We start from the raw sequence: 524 nt of genomic DNA, 5'->3' as shown, positions 1-524 counted from the left end.
CTGAAAGCCACCGTTATGTCCGCATCCTTTGAAATGATGCAACCGTTCTCCACCGCCAAAAGTGGAAATTTCCTTTCCAGCGTGGTAGCCTTTAACATATTCCTCATATTCTTTCTTCCTTTCTTCTTTTGTAGTTGAACAGCCGGGGTATCGCCTTTCGGCTGATAATGAAGCGTGGGTGTCTTTTGCGTGCGGCAGCTTTCATCAGCCCGTGCGTGCCGTACTTGGCATTGAGCCGGAACGTCTGCCACACGAGCAGCAGCGAAGCCGACACGATGAAACCGATACATAGCCACTGGTTCACGCCTGCCATGAACAGGACGATGAACACTACGAAGACGGCGAGCAAGCCGCCGCAAAAGATAAAGAGGTACTGGCTTTTCAGCCCCTTGAACTCTACCGGCTTCCCGATACCCCTGTTTACCGGATATTCAGACATTGCCGCCTTTTTAGAGGAAGAACGAACGCAGGATAGTGGCGGCGACAATCAGGAAGATGCACGCCCCGAACCAACTGGCGGCGGT

At 52.5% G+C, this 524-nt stretch carries 3 protein-coding genes; all 3 read right to left on the bottom strand.

Translation table 11 applies throughout. The features are described 5' to 3' along the window. On the bottom strand, positions 1 to 98 hold a 98-nt coding region (locus DXA74_RS16810), incomplete at its 3' end, for a DUF3875 domain-containing protein (protein WP_233550598.1). A 5-nt stretch (positions 99 to 103) separates the two neighbouring features. Then, complete coding sequence (locus DXA74_RS16040) at positions 104 to 439, bottom strand: DUF4133 domain-containing protein (RefSeq protein WP_118529123.1); 336 nt, start codon at positions 437 to 439, stop codon at positions 104 to 106. 10 nt (positions 440 to 449) lie between these two features. Continuing rightward, positions 450 to 524: DUF4134 family protein (locus tag DXA74_RS16805; RefSeq protein WP_118261746.1), on the bottom strand; the 75-nt coding region annotated here is incomplete at its 5' end.

Origin of the sequence: Bacteroides sp. OF04-15BH, from assembly GCF_003477995.1 — a bacterium.
Lineage (GTDB): Bacteria > Bacteroidota > Bacteroidia > Bacteroidales > Bacteroidaceae > Paraprevotella.
The sequence above is the reverse complement of the archived record's forward strand: the minus strand, read 5'-3'. Positions and strand labels throughout refer to the sequence as shown.

Excerpts from the sequence above, each read along its gene's own strand:
- DXA74_RS16040 (WP_118529123.1), bottom strand. The coding sequence starts at position 439 with ATGTCTGAATATCCGGTAAACAGGGGTATCGGGAAGCCGGTAGAGTTC.